Here is a 20,536-nt window from a genome sequence, read left to right as displayed (position 1 = left end):
GGCTAAGCCTTCAATTCCAGGACAGTCTTCCCGATGCGGATGCGTTGCCCGGGCTCAACTGCCTGGGCTCGGGTTAGCTGGCTATCGCCGACGAACGTTCCGTTGGTGGAACCCAGATCTTCAATGAACCACCGCGAGCCCTGCGGGAAGAGGCGGGCGTGTCGCCCCGAAGCGTAGTCATCTTCAAGAACTACCGTGGCGTCTTGGGCGCGCCCAAAGAGGATTGGCTGGCCCTGCAGATCAATGGTTCGTCCAGCCAAAGGACCCTCGAGGATCTGCAGCGCGCTGGCTGCCTTGCGTGTGCTCGGTTCTGGTTCTGCCAGTTCAGGGTTCTTTTTCAGCGCTCGAGCGCTGACCTTTCCGGTGCGCGATCGCGAACCGATGGCCAAGTCGCGACGCATCGATCCGACAACACTGAGGACCAGGAGCCAGATCAATACAAGGAAGCCCAAACGGAGCAGGCTTAGAACGAGGTCATTCATGCATGGTCTCCGTTGTTCGTGGTAATCAATCTGAAGACGATCTTCGTCTGTCCGATATTGATGATTGAACCGTCAAATATACGGGTTTCCGCGGAAATTTTCTTTCCATCGACGTAGGTTCCGTTGGTTGACCCAAGATCGGATACGACATAAGTGTTTTGTCCGCGGGTCTCCACACGGACATGCTGGCGCGACACACCCGAGTCATCCACCGGGATGTCGGTGCTGGCGGATCGGCCGAGAACAATCGAGTGATGGTGCAGCGCGTACCGCTGACCGTCAACCTCCAAAATCGCCTGCTTGGGGATGGAAGGCGCGGCCGGCTCCGGCTTCGGGCGGCTAGTTGGCCGTGGCTGCGCGGTCGTTTTTGGCGAGTATGAGTCGTTAGGGACCGCGGCTGCGCCCGAGGGTTTTGGAGCTGGCTCTCGAACTGGAGCAGAAGCAGCTGGTTTGGAGCTTGCATCCTTGATGGAGCCGCTGATCTCCGTTTCGCCGACCTTGAAGTTTGGGTCGGAGACGAAGTGGATCATGATGTCGCTTTGAACCGAGTAACCTTGGGTGCTTGCGTGTTCGGCGGTCACCTTGGCTAGTTCGTTAACAACGGTAGAGCCCCACCCCTTGGCAGTCTCAAAGTCTTGTTCGCTGAGTGTGACAACAAAGTCGTTTGGCGCCAGGCTGCGGCCCTCGCTGATGGGCAGGATGCCGCGATCCATCTCATTGCGCAGAGCTGTGGTCAGCTCGACGGGTTTGATCTCACTGGTGCTGGTGCCACGGAAGAAGCTGGTGACGACCTTTTCCAAGCCTCGTTCGACCTTGTCGAGAAAGCCCATTACTCGCGCTCCTTCCTACCTTTTTGGATATGTGTTTAGTCGCGTGCGAACCGACCGTTTCGGTCTAAACACGGAACTTCATTGTCGATCTTACTGTTTTCAGCTGTGCAATTCCCGGAAATTTGCTGGCGAACACGTGGTGCAATAGGCCCTACCCGCGGAACAAATTGGCTGGACATGTGTCACTGAACACAAAGTGCTCTGTCGATTAGGTGATCGTCAAAAGAGTGTGTAAGCTAATTCTTGTTGCCGAGCCGGTGGGCAATGAAAAAAGAATATGCGCGAGTGGCGGAATTGGTAGACGCGCTGGCTTCAGGTGCCAGTGATCGCAAGGTCGTGGGGGTTCAAGTCCCCCCTCGCGCACAATAGGAAAATGGTCTTCGATCAAGAGTTTCATCTCTTGAACGAGGGCCATTTTCGCGTCGGGGCGTTCGACGTCTGGTTAGGTTCCGAGAGGCCTTCTATGCCGACTCTGAATCAGCAGGACAGCTTCCATGTTGCAAGCCGGTGAGGATTCGACCTACATGAAGTAGGAGTCGGAGATATTTATTTTTCTGGTTTTTGGCAATACTTGAACATGGCGACATCACTTTCTCACCGCACCTACCGTGCCGAACCGCCCGAAAGGATTCGACATGAGCCAACTGCCTCGAACCGGAGTGACGGCTGCATCGCGTGAAAAGATCATCACGTGGCTGAACTCAACTCCGATCGGTGCCGGATTCCTCGCCGATGACCTCAAGTTCTCGCTCCTGCTGCTAGATCAGTACGAGGCAGGCAAGGAACGTATCCTCGCCGAACGGGCCGAGCTCGGCGAGCTGTCCTGGCTCGGCGGCCCGGCTCTCGGCCCATTGCAGTGGCCTCGAACCCCGGGCGGAGAACCATTGGCGCACATTGCCACGATCGTGCTGGGTGAGGCGCAGGCGCTCGTTGATTCGCGCGACTTCACCGAGCTGGACTGGCCTGAGCCATCAGCACGCCTTCCCGCGAACGGGTACCTGGAAGTTTTCCACCACCTCGGTACTTACGGGAACCCTGAGGACGACGGCACCGGCGGTTGGCTCGTCCGTCATATCCCGTTTGACGGCGAGACCATTCCGCCGCTGATTGATGCCCCTGACGACCTCGATCTCCCGCAGGATGTGTGTCAGCCGGTGCTGCTCGCGACCGGATTCAGTCTGCCTCGTGCGGTTGACTTCATGGATTCAGAGGATTGGTCGTTCGATGCAGTTGAGCGCGTCGAACAAGAAACGAATGCTGCTTGGACGGCATGGCGACGGGGCGTCGAGAAAGTGCCGGGACCGGTGTTCCCCGTCTCGCACCTCTACGGACACAGTGACTCCGGTACCGAGTATGCCCACGATGTCCTCCGCGAAGTGCGCCCACTGAGCGATGAATCAGACTCGTATGTGTTGATCCTGTCCGCGGAGAGCTGGACGCACTTCGAAGGCTGGTTCGGAGACGCCGGGAACTTCGAGGTGTGGATGCGCAGCAGCGACCTAGCCGAGCACCGCTTCGAGCACGCCTGGTGCATGATCCGCACCGACCACTGACTGTCTCTGCCCACGACCGTATGTCATCAGTCTGCGCCCTGAAAGGCGCTAAGTAACCTGTAGTTCGGCTATGGCCGTGGAATTATCTACGGGTCATATGCCGTAGGCCATTGGTTTAAGGGGCAAGAACTCTCTGTTGAGATTCGTGAAGTGAGGGGCGTGGTCAACTGATTCTCCTCGGAACAATGATCGAAGTTCTTCGATCAAGAATTCAGTCTCTTGATCGAGGGCCATTTTCGCGTTGCATGTTCGATATCTGGCTAGGCTCCGCGAGGCGGCCCACAGTGGCTTTCAGCATTGTGGGAGAGATAACGTGGCGTGAAGACGTTTTCGACGTTTTCCGCGCGAACTACTCGTTCGTCGTCGGTGTCGCTGAGCGTCGCCTGGACTCGAAGGTGGACGCGGAAGAGATCGCAAGCGAGGCTTTTCGCCTCGCTTGGCAACGATATGACGTCGGGGAGGCGTTGAGCGTTCCCTAGCTGTATGGTGTCGCGCGGAACCTGGTTGGTGACGAGTACCGGCGCCGGTGTCGGCGCGCCGAGTTGCAGCGTCAGTTCAATGAGGACTTCACGCTACGCATCTCGACATCCGATGATCTGTACACAGACGTCCGTGATGCGGTCGAGCGGCTGCCGCAAATGCATCGCGAGGTGCTGATAATGACCTACTGGGAAGGCCTGGCTGCTCGGGAGATTGCTGTCGCGCTAGATGTGAACACTACCGCCGTTCGTGCCCGGATGATGCGTGCGAGGCGCATGTTGCAGGCGGTGCTGAATGCGTTGGGGGACCTGGTTGACGAGAAGGTTCCCACTCGTGAATGATCTGTTGAGCAGGCTGTTGCGCGCCGCCGACCCCGGGACCGTGAAACGCGGTGACCCGCTGTCCGAGCGTGGCCTGCGCGAGCTCGCCGAATACGAAGTCAAAGAGGCCGCCCTTAATCACCCTTAACATCACGATATGTACAAGGTTGGGTGATGGCGAGTGCAGCGTTCTGCCTCACTCGCGACAGATGGCGCGTTCGTCGTTTTTCTGCTTGTCGCTGTGCGCGCGTTGACGAGCGTCATCCGCCCTTCAGCTTCTTTTGCCTCGACCCCATCACTGTTGGCGGTAGTACCGGTCTTCGCGACGGCTCCGCATTCCGGTCTGGGGTCGAACCTGCCCTTGTGGTTATATTTTGATTCTTCCGCTGGCGCTACCGAGCCAGCGATCTTCCATGGTCTCTAATGCCTGGTGAGCCTCGAGTTTAAAAATATCTTGATTATGAGAGTTAACTATCATAACCTACTTAGGTGATACTAAGTTCTAAGGACCTGCCTGCACGCAAACCCAAAAGGCGTCCCGGCCGCCCACCTGCCATCGGCCTTGAAGAAATTGCCGAGGCGGTGCTTGAGCTGGGGTTCCAAGGACTAACCTTCGCCGCGGTGGCCGAACGCCTGAGTGTTGGGCAGGCAACGCTGTACCGGCACGCCGCCAACCGCGATGAACTAGTGCGTTTGGGAATTGATCTTGCGATACGCCGCATTCGATGGCCAGAAGTGCACGGTTCCTGGAAAGAGTTATTGGAAAGCTGGTCGCTTGCCTCATGGCATGCGTGGGCCCAATATCCGGGAGCGGTATTCGAGGTGACCCGCGGCATTGTTCCCGCGTCCTTGGTTGACCTCTCCGACCGGGTTGGTGTTGCGCTCGTTGAGCGCGGTTTCACCCCGCGCGATGCGGTGCTCGCGGTTGACCTGGTGTTTGACCTCGCGGCAGATAGCCGCCGCGGTGTGGAGGCGTTGGCGGTGACACTGGATTCGCAGTCGACCTCGGTGCGCCAAGGCATGCAGCAAGAATGGGCCAACCATCAAGGCGAGGATGGGGTGGCAGCCGAATTCCGCGGCGAAATGGTCAAAGCGATCCACGCGGATCCGGCGGCCTGGTTCAGCGGCAAGCTGCGTATTGTCCTGGCCGGGATCGAGCAGGAGCTTGCACCTCACCGGCCGTAGCCATCAAACAAAGACCAGCGTCGCCGCCCGTGCCTTGGCGGCGCTTCGCAACCAGAGAACCAGAAAGAAGTTGCCGAATGACCAATCTCGAGCCGCATTCCACCGTTGCCCTGGGGGAGCAGAAATCCCAGATCCCCCTGCTGCTCTGCGCGGTATTTCTCGCCTATCTTGGGCAGATGACGCTTAACCCGATTATTGCCCCGCTGTCTCGAGAAGTGGGGCTGGCCGAATGGCAGATCGGGTTGACCATCAGCGCCGCGGCCATCATGGTGGTTGCCACCAGCCAGTTCTGGGGACGCCGTTCGCAGTCCTGGGGCCGGAAGCCCGTTTTGATCGCCGCATTTACGCTCGGCACGCTGGTGATGGCCCTGTTCGCCCTGGTCGCCGGGTTTGGCATGCAGGGGCTAATCACCGGCACCAGCCTCTTTGTGCTCTTTGTCCTGTTGCGCGGGTTGGGTTTCGGTGCGGCGCTGGCCGCCGTGCCTCCGACCGCTCAGGCCTACATTGCCGATGTCACCACCGATGAGGCCGCCCGCGTTAAGGGAATGGCCGGGGTTGGTGCCGTGCAGGGTATTGCAATGATCGCAGGATCGGTCCTGGGTGGAGCCCTGTCCGCCGCGGGGCTGATCACGCCGCTGATTGTTGTCCCGGTGTTGCTCCTGGCGGGGCTGCTGGTGATCAGCTTCCGTTTGCGCCGCGAATCGCGCCACGAACTGATTGCCGAACCAACACGTGTCAGTCCCCGCGATGCCCGTGTGTGGCCATTTCTTGTTGCCGGTTTCGGCATGTTCACCGCGCTCGGCTTCATTCAGGTGATTACCGGTTTTATCGTCCAGGATCGACTGAACCTCAATGCCAGCACCACCGGCCTGGTCACCGGCGCGGTGCTGCTTGCCGCAGGTGTCGGCATGGTGCTGGCCCAGGCCGTGATTGTGCCACGCAGCGGATGGACACCGCCGACGTTGTTGCGCGTCGGCTCGCTGGTGGCGCTTGCCGGGTTCGCGCTGCTGATTGTGATTGCCGGCCCGGTACTGCTTTTCGCAGCTGTTTTCCTGATCGGCCTTGGCCTGGGTACCGCCATGCCCGGGTACAGCGCCGGGCCGACCCTGCTGGTCAGCCGCGAAGAACAGGGAGGCCTGGCGGGGCTCATCGCAGCGACTACCGGGCTGACCTTCGTGATTGCACCCACCGCGGGAACCGTGCTCTACGGACTGTGGGATCAACTGCCAATTATCATCGGTGCGCTGATGATGTTTTGTGTTGCGGTGTTCGTTTTTGTTCACCCACGATTCCGAAACCTGACAGCTGGAGAACCAGCAGCACGTGGATGACCTGCAGTGTTTGTTCTAGCCGGCGGCCACCGCTGGAAGAGTTATTGGGCCTGAATCGCTTGGCCGATGAGCCGCCCGGCCTCGGTGAACGCACCGGGATTTGCACCGGAGTAGTTCAGGCGCAGGTAACGCCCAGCCGGCTCGGCGGGAAACCAGTGATCGCCTGCCCCGATGATCACACCCCGGGACTCGCAATCAACGGTGAGCTGATGCAGATTTATCTCATCCGCCAGACGTAGCCAGAGGTTCAACCCGCCACGAGGCACCGATTCGAGGTGGGCCGTCGGGGCGTGCTCGGCTAGGGCAGTGATCAGCAGATCGCGTCGTGCGGCCAGTTGCTGGCGGACCGAGCGCAAATGGGTGCGCCACGCAGGTTGGGTCACTACGTCAAGAGCCACGGCTTGCAGTGCCGCGCTGACATACATGTTCTGGGCTTGGGTATCTGCCAGGATACGCTCGCGGGCCGGTCCGCGAACGATCAACCCTGCCACCCGCACGGCGGGGGAGACGCTTTTGGTCAGTGAGCGCAGATAGACCACGTGCCCGCTGTCATCGCGGGCGGCCAGCGGCGCCGAATCCGCGGTGATCCCGAAATCGTGGGCCCAGTCGTCCTCGATGAGGAAAGCTCCGTGTTTGCGCACGATCTGCAACACCGACTCGCAAAGCTGCGTCGACCACTGGATACCGGTGGGATTGGCAAAGTTTGGCTGGGCGTAAAACGCCCGGGCGCCGGTCTGGACGAAAGCCCGCTCAATGTCCTCGGGGTTTGGACCGTTCGGCCCGGAAGGAACCGGGATAAGCCGGACCCCGACCTGAGCCGCGGCAAGTATGGCTCCCCAATAACTCGGAGACTCGATGAGTAGCGGTCGCCCGGCTCCAATGAGCGCGCGAAAAAGGGTGCTCAGCCCGCTCTGGCTGCCCGGGAGTATGACCACGTCGCTGGCAACCGGCGCCGTGAGACCCGCGGGCATCATGGCACCGAGCTGGGAAGCGAACCAGGACTGAAGTTCCGGCAGGCCGGCCGCTGCGGGACGATCCACCACCGAATCACCGCGCGCGGCCCGGGTGAACGCCGCGCGAACCAGCCGCTGGGGGAGCAGTTCCTTGTCCGGGTACCCGGAATGCAATGAAATCACATCATTTGGTGTGGTGCGTAGCGCCGAAGATAAATTCGGGATGTGATGCGCAGGTGTGCCCAGGGCGGCAGTCTGCCAACCGTAGTCGTGTGGACGTGCGGTGCGGATGGCGCGCACAAAGGTTCCCACGCCGGGGCGTGATTCGATCAGCCCTTGTCCAATGAGTGTTCTGAGGGCTTTTTGCACGGTGACCGGGCTGGCCTCGTACTGTGCAACAAGCTGACGTGTTGAAGGCAGCTGCGCCCCCGCAGGTGCAGTGGCGATCCAGGTGCGGAGTGCTTCAACGATACGTTCACTGCTACTATTGGACATGAAGCACAATGATACCGCTACTATAAAAATTGCGAAACCGCTACTTCGATCCCGCGCAGGCCTGTGGTGGGGATTGCTCGGAGTCACCGCGTTCTCATTCACGGTTCCATTCACTCGTGTGGCGGTTCAGAACGGGCACATGTCTGCCCTCTTTGTCGGGTCAGGGCGAGCGGTGATTGCCGCCGCGCTCGCCGGGCTCGCGTTGTCGATGACACGACAGAAACTTCCGCAGGGAAAACAGTGGCGGCAGGTGGCTGTCGTGGCAGCCGGCGCAGTGGTGGGATTTCCGCTACTCACCTCGTTCGCACTCACCACCGCACCAGCCAGTCATGGTGCAGTGGTCATGGCCCTTTTGCCCGCGATGACCGCTGTGTGTGCCGTAGTGCGCACCTCAGAACGTCCCACCGGATCATTTGGGGTTGCCGTCACCGCCGGTGCGATTGCGGCCGTGAGTTTTGCCGTTGTGCAAAGCGGTGGAATCGGTGCGCTGCAGATCTCTGATCTGTTGTTGTTCGCCGCGGTGATAGTTTGTGCGATCGGCTATGCCGAGGGAGGGGTGCTCTCGCGTACGTTGGGTTCGTGGCAAACCATATCCTGGGCGTTGGTGGTTGCTTCGCCGCTGATGATCCTCTTGACGGGCCTTGCCATGGTGCAACATCCGCCCACAGGTACGCGCAGTGAATGGGCTGCCTTCGCCTATCTGGGGGTGGTGAGCATGTTCCTCGGATTTTTCGCTTGGTACCGCGGTCTTGCCATCGGCCCGATGGCCCCGGTCAGCCAGGTCCAACTCTCACAACCTGTCATGAGTATTCTCTGGGCGGGACTGCTGCTGGGCGAGCATATCGGTTGGCAGACCGTGATCGGTGGCGCCGTCGTCATTGCGTGCGCGCTGCTTGCGGTGCGTGCCCGGGTCCGCGGCTAGAAGGTTTTTCGGTCATAGAAAGACAACTGAAGGCGTTGGGTGGGGAAGCTGCTTATTGCCGTTACTGCAAAGGAACTGCGCTCCGGTGTCGAGCGCAGTTCCTTTGCTGAATATCGGGGAAAACTATTGGCCTACGATTCTTGGCAGTACTCCTCGTATGCCGTGCGTGCAGCCGAGGGGGCTTTCGAGTCCAGTTCCACGTTGCAATCAAGCAGACCCAGGTCGGAATCCGTCCACGTGGAGAAGCTCAACTTATACCAATTCTCCTGATCGTTTTGGCACTGAATTTTGAACTCGTAGCTTGTCGGTGTTGCCGCGTAGTATCCCAGGAGCCCGGGGAACGTATCCGTGCTTTCGACCAGAGTATTAATTCCCTCAACGTACGGGAATGGCTGTACTGCAACGTCGACCGGTGAAACTTCAGCGACAGATCTGAGTACATCATCATGGTTGTCCCATGCTGGCTGCGGGTCCCAGCTGATAGACGATGCGGCCTTCTTATCGAGCAGTGTCTCAGGTAGATCCTGATCGTAGTACTTATCGATTCGAACGAACGTTGCAGTCCCCGCGGATTCGCCGTCGCTGACCACATACGGTTGGTCGCAAGAAGCGGATGGCGTCGGACCTGGCACGGTAGCCTTTTCGCTTTGAGTGTTTCCTTGGCCGGTGCACGAAGCCAGTCCGAGGGCTAGGCAACCAGCCAATACTGCGACGACGTATTGCTTCATTCAACATTTTCCTTATGTTCTGGTGGGACGCAGACGTGGTTAGTCCGTAGGCGCTGTTTGCTGCGCAAGCCCGGGTTTGGACTCTGCGATGCCCGAGCCCACCTGGCGGTTATAGCGCCAACGGCCAATGGCTATAACACCCCAGGCGGCGAGGGAAATAACGATGGCGATACCCACCACGTAGCCGATGACTGGCCCGTTGCCGCCTTGGAGATGCGGATCAAGGAATGGGTAGGGATACCACCAGGCTTCCCCGGTGGTTGGAGCTGTCACGAATGGAGCGCGAATGAAGGTGTATCCCAGCCACAGCAGCGGAAAAACCAAGGCCGGTGCAACAGCTTTCCAAGGCAGTGAACGGATCTGGGGAGCACAAAGGACCTCAATGAGCATGTACACGGGACCAAAAAGATGCAGCACCTCATTGGACCAGGGCACCGTGGCACCTTGGTCAAGGACAATGCCTCGGAGCAGAAGGTTGTAAACCAGCCCGGTGACGATCATGTAGGTGCTCGCGCAGGCAAGCAGGAGGGGCATCGGCAACCCGGCGCGTGATTTCGAGGAAGTTCTGGCCAGCCACACGGCGGCGCACAACAAAACCACCGCGCAAAACAGGTTGGACAGGATCGTGAAGTAGCTGAAAAAGTTGACCATCGTGGTGGCCAAATCCCGGCCGAGGCTCAGTGTTCGTGCAACGGTCACCTGAGCTTGGGCTGCAACCGCTGCGAGGATGAGTAAGCCCATCACGGCACGAAGTGCCACCCAGACGATCCGGGAGGTGTTCGTCGGTTCAGCGATCTTCATGGTTTACCTGCGGCATCCAGTGGCGAAAAGTGATCTGATAGTCGCGATCTTAGCAACACGGGTGTGTTCGGACGTGTCTCGTGGTGAAATGAAGTCGGACGCCGAACCTAGAAGAACGGATGAGTTGATGGATACCAAGGGTGAAGTATTCGAACTGACCGGAACGGTGCGCATCATTGATCAGCGCCGGATCGTCGTTTTTGATCAGGAATCCAGTGATCGGCTTCCGAGCCGCGGCCAGGTTGCCGTGGTGCTGGGTATCTCGGGGCAAAACCAGCTCGTGGTTGTTGATCCGGATGGTCGCAAGGGGCACTGGCTGGCGATTGACGGTAGTGGAGCGGTGCACGTCGATGCCGAGGAAGGCTCGGTGCTCAGCTTCGAAGCTCAACTGAGCAAACTCTGGCCGGAAACTGACGTTCCTGCGGACCTTTTTCAGGCGCTCAAAGATGCACCCGAATTAGATGAGACCTGGCTTGGGTTAACCCCGATGGCGCGGTGGGAATGGGTGCGCTGGGTGGGGGCAACCAAAAACGTCGATACCAGGGCGCGCCGGGTGGAGGTCAGCATTTCCAAGCTGCAGGACGGAAAACGCCGGCCCTGCTGTTTTGATTTGTCTTCGTGCACCGACCCGGAACTGGCCAAAAGCGGAAAACTGATCAGCTAGGACTTCACGGGACAACAGCCTTCAGCAGATAGTAGCTGTCGATTTCCGGTTCCGGATCAAAAATCAGGCTCAGGACGCCGCTGCTCATCACCAGCATTCCCAGCACCACCAACAGCGCGATCACCGCGGTGGCCACGGTGAAGAATTTGGAATCGCGCACCGTCACAAACCTCCGTCGGCGGTCGTAGATCCCCGCACCACCAGCGAGCTGGGGAGCATCGACTGCAGCAAGATCGGTGTTTGCCCGTCGATCAGCTCGCGAAGTTTGAGTGCGGCCTGCCGGCCGACCTCGGTCGCGTTCAGCTGCACACTGGTAATCGAGGGGTTGGAGGTCGCCGAATACGGCAGGTCGTCGAATCCGGTCACCGCTAAGCGGTGGGGAATCCGAATCCCCAAATGGCGTGCTGCGTGCAGGACGCCGAATGCCTGGGTGTCCGTGGCACAGGCCAGGGCGGTGACCCCCTGATCTTCCCAGTCCTGCCAGTTGCGGGTGAACTCGGTGGAAGCGGCGCTGACGTCGATCATGGAACGTGCAACGTTGGTGGGGAGAACCTCGATCCCGTGCCGCGCGGCGGCCCTGAGGAAGGCATCGCGGCGAACCGTCAGGGTGTCGGTGCCGGTGCTTCCATCGAGGTAGGCGGCCTTGGTGTGTCCCAAGCGGGCAAAGTGGGCCACGATTGCCTGCGCACCCTGCGCCACATCCATGTTCACGGCGGGAATTTCCGGGTTGATGCCCGGCGCGTCCAGCGCTACCAGCGGCAGGGGCCCGGCCAGGTCTTCCAAAAAAGATTTGGTTGGCGCGTGGACCAGCAGCCCCGCGGGGCGCAGGCCCAGCAGGCGCCTGGTCTCATCCGCACTGGGAGAGATGCCGGCATCCGTCACGGAGAGCAACAGCTGGTAGTCATCTCCCAACACCGAACGCACCCCGGCAATCACCTTGGCGAAAAACGGGTTTGAGATATCCGGGGCCACCAGGATGACCAGAGAACTGACACCCTTGGCCAGCGAGCTGCCGATGCTGTCAACAAAGTAGCCCAGCTCGCGGATGGATTCGCGAACACGTTCCTCGTTGTGTTTCGACACGCGGCCCGCGGACTTCCCGTTGGCCACCAGTGAGACCGTCGCTGTTGAGACCCCGGCGTGCTCTGCAACCATCGCTGCGGTGACGCGGCGTGGCGGCTTTTTGCCCGCAGACTTTTCCCCAATGTTCATGGAACCATACTAGTGTGGATTCATCGGAAAACAGGGCATCAGTTAAGCGTTTGACGATCGGGGTAGTTGCCGGGAGAATCAAGGAATAACCGTAATCCACGCCCGGCGCTGACCGCCGGCGTTCGAAGGACAGCACACATGACTCAAGAGGCACCTGCCCCGCGCAAGATCATCCTCGACTGCGACCCGGGCCATGACGATGCTGTCGCAATGCTCTTAGCCCACGGAAATCCCCAGATCGAGCTGCTTGCGGTGACCACCGTGGCGGGAAACCAGACGCTGGACAAGGTCACCGCGAACGCGCTCGCCGTGGGAACCATTGCCGGCATCACCTCCGTTCCCTTCGCCGCAGGTTGCGCCCGCCCCTTGGTGCGCGAGATCGAAACCGCCGGGGATGTCCACGGGGATTCCGGAATGGACGGCCCGGCCCAGCCTGAACCGAACATTGTGCTTGATTCGCGCCATGCGGTGGATCTGATCATCGAGACCATCATGGCGCACGAACCCGGTGAGGTGACGCTGGTTCCCACTGGCGCGCTGACCAATATCGCCCTGGCTGTGCGCAAGGAACCACGCATCGTGCAGCGCGTGCGCGAGGTGGTGCTCATGGGCGGCGGCTATCATGTGGGCAACTGGAGCGCGGTCGCTGAATTCAACATCAAGATCGACCCGGAAGCCGCACACATTGTGTTCAACGAGCCTTGGCCGGTGGTGATGGTTGGCCTGGACCTGACCCATCAGGCCCTGGCGACCTCCGAGGTGGTTGAACGGATCGAAAAGATCGGCACCGGCCCGGCCCGTTTTGTGCGTGAACTGATGGATTTTTTCGCCCAGGCCTATCACGACAACCAGGGATTCGACGCCCCTCCGGTGCATGATCCGTGCGCCGTCGCCTACGTGATCGACCCCAGCGTGGTCCGCACCGTCAAGGCCCCGGTCAGCGTGGAGCTGCGCGGCGAGCTCACGCTGGGTATGACGGTTGCCGACTTCCGCGCGCCGGCCGCGGAGGACTGCCACACCTCGGTGGCGGTGGACCTGGACCATGCCGGATTCTGGAACCTGGTGATTGACGCGTTAGAGCGCATTGGGGACGTCCAGATTCAGCAGCCGGCCTCCAGCTAAGCTGCGTGCCACGGACCGCTGCATCGTTTGATGGCAAAAAGTAGTGGTCAACACACTGGAGAATCGCTGATTTGTGACAGCGGTCAATGCAATCTCCGCCTTGGGTTCAATAAACTGAATATGAAGCGATATTCATTGAAACGAAGGCTGTGAGATGGCAGGACAAACACCGCACCAGAACGTTGCATTTGAATCTGCCGGCACCCAGGCGCACGGATATCTCGCGCTGCCGGAATCGGGCAAAGGCCCCGGGGTGATCGTCATCCAGGAATGGTGGGGATTGACCGACCATATTCGGGACATTGCCGACCGGTTGGCGGTCCAGGGATTTGTGGCGCTTGCCCCGGATCTTTTCGGCGGCAGCATCACCCACGACGGTGAAGAAGCCGCGCAAATGATGTCCGAACTTCCCGAGGAAAAGGGTGCCCAGCTGCTGGCCGGCGCGGTTGACTACCTGCTGGCCAGCGAGCACGTCACCAGCGCCAAGCTCGGCGCCATCGGCTTCTGCATGGGCGGCGGATTTGTCCTGCAGCTCGCCGCGCAGCAGGGGGAGCGCATCGCCGCCGCCGTGCCGTTTTACGGTGTGGGGCAGGGTGTGCCGAACAACTTCAGCGGCGTGCGCGCCGCGATCCAAGGGCACTACGCGAACTTCGACGACTTCTACCCGGTGGACCAGGCGCACCTGCAAGAAGAGCAGATTCGCCGCGAATCCGGGGCCGAGGCCACCTACTTTTACTACGACGGCAAACATGCCTTCCACAATGATGAAAACCCGGCCGGAAACTACGATCCGGCCCTGGCAAACGCCGCGTGGACGCGCGCCGTGGATTTCTTGCAAGAAAAAGTCGCCTGAAACCCATAAAGTGGTATTCATCACATCAGAGCAGCATCACTACATAGAGGAGAAAACATGTCTGAGACCATCATCGTTGGCGTCGACGGATCCGAAACTGCCCAGCGCGCCGCACGTCGTGCCGCCAACCTGGCAGTCAAGCTGGACGCCGAACTGGTAGTTGTCACCGCACACGCATCGGATAACACCGAGGTCGTCTCCATTGGTTCCGACACCTGGATCCTGGACGACGCAGAGCAGGCCCGCAAGCTGGCCCAGCGTGTGGCCAACGACGTGCAGAGCGCGGTACCGGGTGTGAACATCACCGCCGCAGCCGGTCACGGCAAGCCAGGCGATGTCCTGATCTCCGAGGCCGAGGCCCGCAACGCCTCGCTGATCGTAGTCGGAAACGTCGGGATGAAGGGCCTGGGCCGTGTCCTTGGCTCCGTGGCTTCCTCGGTAGCCCACTCGGCTCCGTGCGACGTGCTGGTTGTCAAGACCGACAAGTAGTCCAGATTTCACTCCTTGGCGGGCACCGGGTCATCCCGGTGCCCGCCAAGGGTGTTTAACCTGAGAATCGACCCCTGAAAGACAAGTAGGCTTTAACCGTGCAAAAACTTCGAGTTTCCTATGTTGCCGGCGTCACCCCGGGCAAGTGGATGGACCGTTTTGTCGAACGCTACCCGGATGTTGAGCTCGTGGCGGCACGGTACGACCAGGGTGACATCCTGCAGCTGCTGGCCGATGACACGGCAGACGCCGTTTTTGTGCGCTACGGATCCACCTCTCCCAAGGACACGACCCGTCACGTGATCCCGCTGTACGAAGAGCTGGAAGTGGTATGCGCGGCCAAGGACCACGACGTGGAGTACTACGAAGAGGACATTCCGGCTTCCGTGGTGCAAACCTTCCCGCAACTGGACCTGGCGGATTACCCCGAGGAAGTCGGCGGTATCCCCACCGCCATGGAAGTTATCGCCTCCGGCGCCCAGGTAGCCCGGATGCCGCAGAGCATTGCCCGGCTCTTCCACCGCAAAGACGTGATCTACCGGGTCATTGCCGACGGCAACCCGACGCAGGTCGGCATCGCCTGGCCCACCGCCATGGAGGATACCGCGCTGGTTGATGAATTCATCGGCATCGTCCGCGGCCGCAGCGCCAACTCCTCACGCCAGGCCTCGGTACGCGCTGGCGAGCAGCAGGCCAAGAAGGTCAACGACAAACAAAAGGCCAAAACCAAGGCCAAGGCCCAAGAAGCTGCCAAAAAGGCAAAACAGCAGGCCAAGAGCAAAGCGCGGTCCGCGGGTTCCAAACCGCGCAAACGCCGCTAGGACCAAGCGAAATCTCCTAGGACGTGATCCGCAACTCATGAGAGAGTTTGGATATGAAGCAATTTGAGACCCTCACCCTCGCTGCCCGGGACCAGGCCCTGATCCTCACCATCGACCAGCCCCAGAGCCTGAACGCGCTGGCCCGTGAGGTGGTCAACGACCTTGAAGAATTCCTCGACTGGTTTGAGGGCACCGGGTATGAATACCGGGGGCTGGTCATCACCGGGGCGGGGGAGAAATCATTTGTCGCCGGGGCGAACATCGTGCAGATGAACTCGATGGATGAGGCCACCTTCTTGGCCTACGCGCGGCAGATGCACGTAGTCACCGAGCGTCTTGAATCCCTGCAGGTTCCGGTGATCGCCGCGGTGAACGGCTTCGCCCTGGGCGGCGGCTGCGAACTCGCGCTGGCCTGCGACTTCATTTACGCGTCCGAGCGAGCCAGCTTTGGCCAACCAGAGGTCAACCTCGGCCTGGTCCCGGGTTTCGGAGGCTCGGTGCGCCTGCCGCAGCGGGTGGGGCGAGCCATGGCCCGCGAACTGATCTTCACCGGCCGGCGGATCAAGGCCGACGAGGCGCTGCGCGTCGGCCTGGTCAACCGGGTGACCGCCCCCGCCGAGCTGATCGACGCGGCAGTGGAAACCATTAAGCAGATCGCGGCGGTGTCCCCGTGCGCGGTGGGGATCGCCAAACGCGCCATGGTGAAAATGGACGGGCTGAACACCCATGAGGCCCTGGCCGTGGAAGCCGAGGCCTTCATGAGCGCCTTTCACACCGAAGATTCGGTGGAAGGCCGCGCGGCATTTGTGGAAAAACGCGCCGCGAACTTTCCGGGGAACTAGCCATGCATTACGGTGCGCACCGGGATCAGTGGCTGGAATACTACCCGCCGCAGCAGCTGCGCGCCCGCGGCGCGGTGATGATCATCCACGGCGGGTACTGGCGCGAAAAGTACACCGCCAGCCTCGGCGCGCCGCTGGCGCAGGACCTGGCCGCCCGCGGCATCCCGGCCTACAACCTGGAATACCGCCGCGGGCCCGGTTCCGCCGCCCAGATGCTGGCCGACGCCAAACTAGCGGTGGGACTGATCAAGGAAGAGGAGCCCATCACGGTCATCGGGCATTCGGCCGGCGGGCAGCTGGGCTGTTTGCTGGCCGCGCATGATGAACGTATCACCCAGGTCATCAGCCAGGCCGGGCTGCTGGACGTGGGCCTGGCCAAGAGCCTGGGGCTGAGCAACGCGGCGGTGGACGAGCTGCTCGGCCCGTTGCCGCTGGCCTCCTACGACCCGGTGGAATTATGGCCCATGCGTGCGCGTGTCATAATCTTTCATGGACGGGATGACACCGATGTTCCGGTGAAAATCGCGCGACGCGCCGCCGGGCGGGCCGCCGCCCTGGGGCAGGAACACAGCTTCACGCTCTTCGACGGCGACCACTTCACCTGGATCGACCCGCACAGCAGCCAATGGGCCGCCTGCGTGCGGGCGTTATCCCCCGTGCACTATTAAAAGGAGCAACATGAACCCGACCGTCATCGGCGAAGCCCTCGTCGATGTGCTGGCCTCAGGCATCGCCCCAGCGCAGGAATTTGTGGGCGGCAGCCCGCTGAACGTGGCGGTATCCCTCGCCCGGCTCGGTTACCCGGGAACCCTCATTTCACGGTGGGGGGACGACGACAACGGCCGGAAGATCGAGTCCTACCTGGCCGGCAACGACGTGCGATACATCGGCGGCAAGGACAGCGAGCCAACCGTGCTGGGCCACGGCATCCTGGATCCCGCCGGCGGGGCGAGCTTCACCTTCAACGCCTATTGGCAGATGCCGAGAATCGGCTCGGAACTGCCGCAGGACACCGAACTGGTGCACACCGGCTCCATCGCCACGCTGTTCAGCCCCGACGAACTTCTGCCCCTGCTGGCCCGCGCCCGGCACCACGCAACCATCAGCTACGACCCGAACCTGCGCCCCTCGCTGGTCTCCAGCCACGCGCAGACCGTCACCCAGGTTGAACGATTTGTTGCCCAGGCAGACGTGGTCCGCGTTTCCGGGATCGACCTGAAGTGGCTTTACCCGCTGCGTTCGGTGCAGGACTCGGCCCGCGCCTGGCTGCAGCTGGGACCCGCCCTGATCGTGGCGACCTCCGGCTCGCGCGGTTCCTGGGGTGTGGTGCGCGCCGGGGACGTCGCGCACGTGGCAACGGCGGTGGAAGTCACCGACACCGTGGGAGCCGGAGACACCTTCACCGCGGCGCTGCTGTGCTGGCTGGCCGAACACGGCACGCTGGGCGCCGCCAACCGCGGCAAGCTGGCGGACCTGCAGGTTGATGAACTGGCCCGCGCGCTGGACTTCGCCTCCCGAGCCGCCTCGGTGACGGTTCAGCGGGCCGGCGCCAATCCGCCACGGCGCGAGGAGCTGTAAATGATCAAGCTGATTGCCTCGGACCTTGATGGGACCATCGTTCACCACGACGGTTCGATCAGCGACCGCACCCGGCAGGCATTCTTGGCCGCCCGGGAGGCCGGGATCCAGATAGTTTTTGTCACCGGCCGTCCCTTCAGGTGGCTGACCCCGGTGATTGAAGCCTTCGGGGATCTGGGAACCGTGATCTGCTCCAACGGCGCGCTGCTCTACGACCTGGAGCACGACCAGGTGATCTGGTCGCGCACCCTGCCCATGAAAACCGCCCGGCAGGCGGCGGGCATCATCCTGAGGCACGAACCCCAGGCCAAGTTCGCCGCCGAGACCACCAAGGGGCTGCACCTCGGGGAGGGATTCGCCGACCGCCACCACAACTTCGGGATCCAAGCCCCGCTGGATCTGGACAGCGATGAGATCGACGCGGAAGGCATCGTCAAGTTTTTGGCGCGCTCCCCGTGGATGCCCATGGACGAGTTCTACGCGGCCGTTGCCCCGGAGTTGGGAAACCTGCTTTCGGTGACCCATTCGGCCTTCGACGTGTCGCTGTTGGAGATGGCCCACGTGGATATCCACAAGGCCAACACCCTGAACGAATACTGCGACCGGTTGGGTATCAGCGCGCACGAGGTGATGGCCTTCGGGGATATGCCCAACGACATCCAGATGCTGCAGTTCGCCGGGCACGGATATGCCATGGCGTCGGGCCACCCGTTGGCCCGCGCCTCCGCCCGGAACATCGCCCCGGCCCTGGATGAAGACGGTGTGGCCCAGGTGATCGAAAACTTGCTGTCATGACCTACGCGTTCACCCACCGCGGGGTGCGGACCGGGCTCGAAGAGAACACCCTGATCGCCTTCCAGCGAGCGGTGGATCTGGGAATCACCCACCTGGAATCCGATGTGCACGCCTCCGCGGATGGCACGGTGTACCTGTTCCACGACGAAACCCTGGACCGAGTCACCGACGCCACGGGCGAATTCAGCACCTTTTCCGACACCCAGCTGGCCGCGGTCCGTGCGGGGGACGAGCCCTTGTGCACCCTGGATGAGCTGCTGGATGCTTTCCCGCACGCACTGGTGAATGTGGATGTGAAGGATGAACGGGTGATCGGCCCGCTGGCCGAACTGATTGAACGACGCGCGGCGCACCGGCAGATTGCCTTGGCCGCCTTTGCAACCGCCCGCACCACGGCGGTCGCCAACCTGCTCTCCGCGCCCATCAGGCGCTCGCCGGGGCAACGCGAAATGGTGCTGATTTGGCTGTGCGCCCACCTGTTCGGTTGGGTTCCGCGCCGGCTGATCCACAATTTCTGGGCCGTGCAGGTCCCGCTGAAACAAGGTTTCCTCCCGGTGGCAACGCGGCGTTTCATCCGGGCGGTGCAGCGCGCCGGGGCCCAGGTCCATGTCTGGGTGATCGATGATGAGCCGAGAATGCGTTTGCTGATGGAGCGCGGGGTTGATGCCATCATGAGTGATAACGCGCCGCTGCTGGTGAAGGTGCTGGGTTCGCAGGCTTAGCCGGCGGTCAACACCACGTGTTTGTCCAGGTGGCGATGCAGGACGTCGAGGTCCGGGTCGAATCCCAGCCCGGCCTGTGTGGGCAGCGGGAGGCGGCCCGTTTCATCCATGAGGCCCTGGTGCGGCGCATGCCAGGGATGCAGCACCTCGGGCCACCGGAGGAAGGGAACCTCTAGTTCGGGACGGGTTTGCCCATCCGGGAGCGGGAGTTCAGGATCCAGGGCAATGATCTGTGCGGTGGCCAAAAGCGCCGGCCCGTAGTAAAAACAGTGCGGAACCACGTGGGTGTCGATGTCCTTGGTGGCCTTGCGCAGCTGGAGCATGGCGCTGATGCCGCCAATTTTTCCGATGCTGGGTTGGGCGAAGGCCAGTGCCCCCGAGCGGATGTCCTGCAGCAGCCCCTGAAGCCCCGAGTGGTTTTCGCCCCCGGAGACATTGCCGAACCGTGTGTTCAGTTCGCGCAGCGCCTGCGAATCATCCGGCGGGAAAACAGGTTCTTCGATCCACAGCAAGGACAGCTCTTCGAGTTGGGCCAAGGCTCTGGTGGCCTGCTCGGTGGTCCATTTGCAGTTCACGTCGACCATCAGCGGGCGCGACCCCACGGCCTCGCGGGCCGCCGCAATGGCTGGTGCCGTTGACTCATGTAATTTGAAGGCGTTAAACCCCTGCTGCGCCGCCCGTGTCAGGTGAAAGGCGACCTCCCCGGGATCCTCCGCGTAGTGCACCAGTGAGGCGTAGGCGCTGATCTCATCGCGTGCCTGCGGGGAAATGAATTCCCTCAGGGTTTTTCCGGCGCGCTGCGCAGCCACATCCCACAAGGCAATGTCCATGGCGGAGAGCGCATAGTGCACTGGACCGGTTCGCCCGAATGCATGGAATGCGTACTCTGCCTCGGGCATGATCTGCTCCGGCACCGAACTGCGCCCGAGAAAAAACGGGGCCACCACTTCTTCCAGGGCAGCCCACGTGGCCGGGTTGGACTTGTGCCCGAATCCTTCGCCCCAGCCGGAAAATCCGTCTGCGGTGTTCACCTTCACGAGCAGGGACTGCATGTGCGTGAAAGTGCGTGATGATGCGTTATAGGAATCGATCGATTCGTCTTTGGAATGCTTGGCCTCACGGCGCGCAGCATCAAACGGCAGGGACACTATAAAGAGCTCAACCGAGGTTATCGAATCATCAATATCGTCTATGACTTGTGAAGACATATTTCTAGTCCATTCATCATGGGGTGCGCGCGGATCTTCGCGAAGGCCGAGTGGGGGCGTGGAAACGGTGGAATACTGATCACTCAAACAACATTTTTCAAATGTGGTTGACCTCACGTTGCTCTTTAGTTTAGCGTTATGGAATGGAAG

General features: G+C 61.2%; 25 protein-coding genes and 1 tRNA gene. 18 read left to right on the top strand and 8 right to left on the bottom strand.

The window, feature by feature from the left end; genetic code table 11:
• Positions 1 to 2: 2 nt before the first annotated feature.
• Both ACIOWL_RS17720 and ACIOWL_RS17715 read right to left on the bottom strand, forming a co-directional pair.
• The gene (locus ACIOWL_RS17720; protein WP_400388117.1) at positions 3 to 482 is read right to left on the bottom strand and encodes an FHA domain-containing protein; all 480 of its coding nucleotides are present in this window, start codon (positions 480 to 482) and stop codon (positions 3 to 5) included.
• Positions 479 to 1,312 (bottom strand): FhaA domain-containing protein, encoded by an 834-nt coding sequence (locus ACIOWL_RS17715; protein WP_400388114.1) that lies wholly within the window; start codon positions 1,310 to 1,312, stop codon positions 479 to 481. The genes ACIOWL_RS17720 and ACIOWL_RS17715 overlap by 4 nt, the downstream gene beginning before the upstream one ends.
• 279 nt (positions 1,313 to 1,591) lie before the next feature.
• On the opposite strand from ACIOWL_RS17715, the gene ACIOWL_RS17710 reads away from it, so the two are divergent.
• From ACIOWL_RS17710 to ACIOWL_RS17680, 7 genes are all read left to right on the top strand, one after another.
• Positions 1,592 to 1,675 (top strand) — tRNA-Leu (locus tag ACIOWL_RS17710).
• Between the two features lie 272 nt (positions 1,676 to 1,947).
• Positions 1,948 to 2,865 carry a DUF1963 domain-containing protein gene (locus tag ACIOWL_RS17705; protein WP_400388110.1) on the top strand — a complete coding sequence of 306 codons (918 nt, stop codon included), beginning with the start codon at positions 1,948 to 1,950 and terminating at the stop codon, positions 2,863 to 2,865.
• Positions 2,866 to 3,149: 284 nt separating this feature from the next.
• Positions 3,150 to 3,344 carry a hypothetical protein gene (locus ACIOWL_RS17700; protein ID WP_400388107.1) on the top strand — a complete coding sequence of 65 codons (195 nt, stop codon included), beginning with the start codon at positions 3,150 to 3,152 and terminating at the stop codon, positions 3,342 to 3,344.
• A complete protein-coding gene (locus ACIOWL_RS17695; protein ID WP_400388214.1) occupies positions 3,345 to 3,686 on the top strand; it encodes an RNA polymerase sigma factor in 342 nt (113 codons plus the stop codon).
• Positions 3,679 to 3,813, top strand: coding sequence for a hypothetical protein (locus ACIOWL_RS17690; RefSeq protein ID WP_400388105.1), 135 nt, complete (start codon positions 3,679 to 3,681; stop codon positions 3,811 to 3,813). Before ACIOWL_RS17695 ends, ACIOWL_RS17690 begins: the two co-directional genes overlap by 8 nt.
• A gap of 341 nt (positions 3,814 to 4,154) precedes the next feature.
• Positions 4,155 to 4,850 (top strand): TetR family transcriptional regulator, encoded by a 696-nt coding sequence (locus ACIOWL_RS17685; protein WP_400388102.1) that lies wholly within the window; start codon positions 4,155 to 4,157, stop codon positions 4,848 to 4,850.
• Positions 4,851 to 4,927: 77 nt separating this feature from the next.
• Positions 4,928 to 6,181 (top strand): MFS transporter, encoded by a 1,254-nt coding sequence (locus ACIOWL_RS17680; RefSeq protein WP_400388099.1) that lies wholly within the window; start codon positions 4,928 to 4,930, stop codon positions 6,179 to 6,181.
• A gap of 41 nt (positions 6,182 to 6,222) precedes the next feature.
• On the opposite strand, the gene ACIOWL_RS17675 is transcribed toward ACIOWL_RS17680, so the two are convergent.
• The gene (locus ACIOWL_RS17675; protein WP_400388096.1) at positions 6,223 to 7,629 is read right to left on the bottom strand and encodes a PLP-dependent aminotransferase family protein; all 1,407 of its coding nucleotides are present in this window, start codon (positions 7,627 to 7,629) and stop codon (positions 6,223 to 6,225) included.
• Here ACIOWL_RS17675 and ACIOWL_RS17670 point away from each other — a divergent pair.
• Positions 7,628 to 8,551, top strand: coding sequence for a DMT family transporter (locus ACIOWL_RS17670; protein ID WP_400388093.1), 924 nt, complete (start codon positions 7,628 to 7,630; stop codon positions 8,549 to 8,551). The two genes, ACIOWL_RS17675 and ACIOWL_RS17670, sit on opposite strands and share 2 nt — an antisense overlap.
• A 131-nt stretch (positions 8,552 to 8,682) precedes the next feature.
• Here ACIOWL_RS17670 and ACIOWL_RS17665 read toward each other — a convergent pair whose 3' ends face one another.
• Both ACIOWL_RS17665 and ACIOWL_RS17660 read right to left on the bottom strand, forming a co-directional pair.
• On the bottom strand, positions 8,683 to 9,279 hold the full coding sequence (locus ACIOWL_RS17665; RefSeq protein ID WP_400388090.1) for a hypothetical protein: 597 nt from the start codon (positions 9,277 to 9,279) through the stop codon (positions 8,683 to 8,685).
• 39 nt (positions 9,280 to 9,318) lie between these two features.
• Positions 9,319 to 10,080 carry a Pr6Pr family membrane protein gene (locus ACIOWL_RS17660; protein WP_400388087.1) on the bottom strand — a complete coding sequence of 254 codons (762 nt, stop codon included), beginning with the start codon at positions 10,078 to 10,080 and terminating at the stop codon, positions 9,319 to 9,321.
• 127 nt (positions 10,081 to 10,207) lie between these two features.
• Between ACIOWL_RS17660 and ACIOWL_RS17655 the strand changes: the two genes are divergently transcribed.
• On the top strand, positions 10,208 to 10,744 hold the full coding sequence (locus tag ACIOWL_RS17655) for a YdeI/OmpD-associated family protein (protein ID WP_400388084.1): 537 nt from the start codon (positions 10,208 to 10,210) through the stop codon (positions 10,742 to 10,744).
• 4 nt (positions 10,745 to 10,748) lie between these two features.
• Here ACIOWL_RS17655 and ACIOWL_RS17650 read toward each other — a convergent pair whose 3' ends face one another.
• Both ACIOWL_RS17650 and ACIOWL_RS17645 read right to left on the bottom strand, forming a co-directional pair.
• Positions 10,749 to 10,904, bottom strand: a complete 156-nt coding sequence (locus ACIOWL_RS17650; protein WP_400388081.1) for a hypothetical protein — start codon at positions 10,902 to 10,904, stop codon at positions 10,749 to 10,751.
• A gap of 2 nt (positions 10,905 to 10,906) precedes the next feature.
• Complete coding sequence (locus tag ACIOWL_RS17645; RefSeq protein WP_400388078.1) at positions 10,907 to 11,956, bottom strand: LacI family DNA-binding transcriptional regulator; 1,050 nt, start codon at positions 11,954 to 11,956, stop codon at positions 10,907 to 10,909.
• 138 nt (positions 11,957 to 12,094) lie between these two features.
• On the opposite strand from ACIOWL_RS17645, the gene ACIOWL_RS17640 reads away from it, so the two are divergent.
• The 9 genes from ACIOWL_RS17640 to ACIOWL_RS17600 all read left to right on the top strand — a co-directional run bounded on the left by ACIOWL_RS17640 (position 12,095) and on the right by ACIOWL_RS17600 (position 19,178).
• Positions 12,095 to 13,078 carry a nucleoside hydrolase gene (locus ACIOWL_RS17640; RefSeq protein ID WP_400388075.1) on the top strand — a complete coding sequence of 328 codons (984 nt, stop codon included), beginning with the start codon at positions 12,095 to 12,097 and terminating at the stop codon, positions 13,076 to 13,078.
• A gap of 154 nt (positions 13,079 to 13,232) precedes the next feature.
• The gene (locus ACIOWL_RS17635; RefSeq protein WP_400388072.1) at positions 13,233 to 13,931 is read left to right on the top strand and encodes a dienelactone hydrolase family protein; all 699 of its coding nucleotides are present in this window, start codon (positions 13,233 to 13,235) and stop codon (positions 13,929 to 13,931) included.
• Positions 13,932 to 13,988: 57 nt separating this feature from the next.
• A complete protein-coding gene (locus ACIOWL_RS17630; protein WP_400388069.1) occupies positions 13,989 to 14,420 on the top strand; it encodes a universal stress protein in 432 nt (143 codons plus the stop codon).
• A 98-nt stretch (positions 14,421 to 14,518) separates the two neighbouring features.
• On the top strand, positions 14,519 to 15,241 hold the full coding sequence (locus ACIOWL_RS17625; RefSeq protein ID WP_400388066.1) for a LysR family transcriptional regulator substrate-binding protein: 723 nt from the start codon (positions 14,519 to 14,521) through the stop codon (positions 15,239 to 15,241).
• Between the two features lie 53 nt (positions 15,242 to 15,294).
• Complete coding sequence (locus ACIOWL_RS17620; RefSeq protein WP_400388063.1) at positions 15,295 to 16,083, top strand: enoyl-CoA hydratase/isomerase family protein; 789 nt, start codon at positions 15,295 to 15,297, stop codon at positions 16,081 to 16,083.
• 2 nt (positions 16,084 to 16,085) lie between these two features.
• The gene (locus ACIOWL_RS17615) at positions 16,086 to 16,751 is read left to right on the top strand and encodes an alpha/beta hydrolase (protein ID WP_400388060.1); all 666 of its coding nucleotides are present in this window, start codon (positions 16,086 to 16,088) and stop codon (positions 16,749 to 16,751) included.
• A gap of 10 nt (positions 16,752 to 16,761) precedes the next feature.
• Complete coding sequence (locus ACIOWL_RS17610; RefSeq protein WP_400388057.1) at positions 16,762 to 17,661, top strand: carbohydrate kinase; 900 nt, start codon at positions 16,762 to 16,764, stop codon at positions 17,659 to 17,661.
• Positions 17,662 to 18,456 carry an HAD family hydrolase gene (locus ACIOWL_RS17605; protein WP_400388054.1) on the top strand — a complete coding sequence of 265 codons (795 nt, stop codon included), beginning with the start codon at positions 17,662 to 17,664 and terminating at the stop codon, positions 18,454 to 18,456.
• A complete protein-coding gene (locus tag ACIOWL_RS17600) occupies positions 18,453 to 19,178 on the top strand; it encodes a glycerophosphodiester phosphodiesterase family protein (RefSeq protein WP_400388051.1) in 726 nt (241 codons plus the stop codon). The genes ACIOWL_RS17605 and ACIOWL_RS17600 overlap by 4 nt, the downstream gene beginning before the upstream one ends.
• Here ACIOWL_RS17600 and ACIOWL_RS17595 read toward each other — a convergent pair.
• A complete protein-coding gene (locus ACIOWL_RS17595) occupies positions 19,175 to 20,386 on the bottom strand; it encodes a mandelate racemase/muconate lactonizing enzyme family protein (protein ID WP_400388048.1) in 1,212 nt (403 codons plus the stop codon). The genes ACIOWL_RS17600 and ACIOWL_RS17595 overlap by 4 nt on opposite strands.
• Between the last annotated feature and the right edge of the window lie 150 nt (positions 20,387 to 20,536).

Origin of the sequence: Glutamicibacter sp. NPDC087344 (assembly GCF_044744225.1) — a bacterium.
Lineage (GTDB): Bacteria > Actinomycetota > Actinomycetes > Actinomycetales > Micrococcaceae > Glutamicibacter.
The sequence above is the reverse complement of the archived record's forward strand: the minus strand, read 5'-3'. Positions and strand labels throughout refer to the sequence as shown.